The organism is Deltaproteobacteria bacterium HGW-Deltaproteobacteria-6, from assembly GCA_002840435.1.
Lineage (GTDB): Bacteria > Desulfobacterota > Syntrophia > Syntrophales > Smithellaceae > UBA8904.
Genome location: PHAT01000047.1, coordinates 1 through 1,162 on the forward strand (window position 1 = coordinate 1; position 1,162 = coordinate 1,162).

Annotated in this window: 1 protein-coding gene; it reads left to right on the plus strand. The window is 49.9% G+C overall.

Features of this window, described 5'->3' with window-relative positions; translation table 11 throughout:
- The coding region (locus CVU71_18725; protein ID PKN16490.1) for a sigma-54-dependent Fis family transcriptional regulator at nt 1-1,162 on the plus strand (1,162 nt) is incomplete at both ends.

The following is a 1,162-nucleotide window of genomic DNA, read 5'->3' on the forward strand; positions in this document are numbered from 1 at the left end:
CCCGATTATGTATGACGGAGAAGTGGTCGGCGTTTTGTCCGCTGACAAGGTTGCCAGGGAGGTTGAAGACCTGGATAAGGAACTGGCGATGCTTTCTGCGGTTGCCGAATTAATGGCAAAGATCGTACATATCCGGGCACTGGAAGAAGAAAACCGGCGCCTTCGTAAAATTGTTGGCAGTGGTCACGCACCCTCGATGGACATTATCGGTCATTCCAAAGCCATGCAGGAAGTTTTCGGATTGGTGGCGCAGGTTGCCGATTCCAATACCACGGTTTTGATTACCGGCGAAACGGGGACCGGCAAAGAACTCGTTGCCCGGGCCATTCATAACAACTCTTCGCGCAAAGGCGGACCGATGGTCCAGGTCAACTGCGCTGCGATTCCCGATACGCTGATTGAAAGTGAGTTATTCGGTCACGAAAAAGGCGCTTTTACCGGCGCGCTCACGCAGCGACGCGGGCGCTTCGAAGAGGCCAATAGCGGTACGATATTTCTGGATGAGGTCGGTGAACTCTCCGCTGCTGCACAGGTCAAGTTGCTTCGCGTTTTGCAGGAAAAGAGATTTCAACCGCTGGGGTCTTCACGAGTAATCAATGTCAACGTCCGGATCATTGCCGCCACCAATCGGAATCTTGAACAGGATATTTTGTCCGACCGTTTCCGTGCCGATCTGTTCTATCGACTGAATGTCTTCCCCATTTATTTACCGCCACTTCGTGAACGGGGCAGTGATGTGATCCTTCTGGCCGATCATTTTCTTCTGAAATACAACAAAGAAATGGGTAAAAAAGTCAAAAGAATTTCGACCGCGGCCATTGAAGTGTTTTTGTCCCATAAATGGCCGGGAAATGTCCGCGAACTGGAAAACTGTATGGAGCGGGCTGTGTTAATGACCAAGACCGATCTTGTGGACTGTGTGCATTTGCCGCCGTCATTGCAGATCAAAGAAAGAGAACCGGACCGCAAAGATCGCAGCAAGCTTTCTTCCGTTGTTGAAGCACAGGAAAGAACGCTGATTGTCGATGCGCTTACGGAAACGGGCGGCAATCAGACCAAGGCAGCAAAAATGCTGGGTACGACGAAACGTATTGTTCAGTACAAGATATCGAAAATGGGTATTGATCCGAAGCACTTCCGTACAAAAAATAAAGATTCCAAT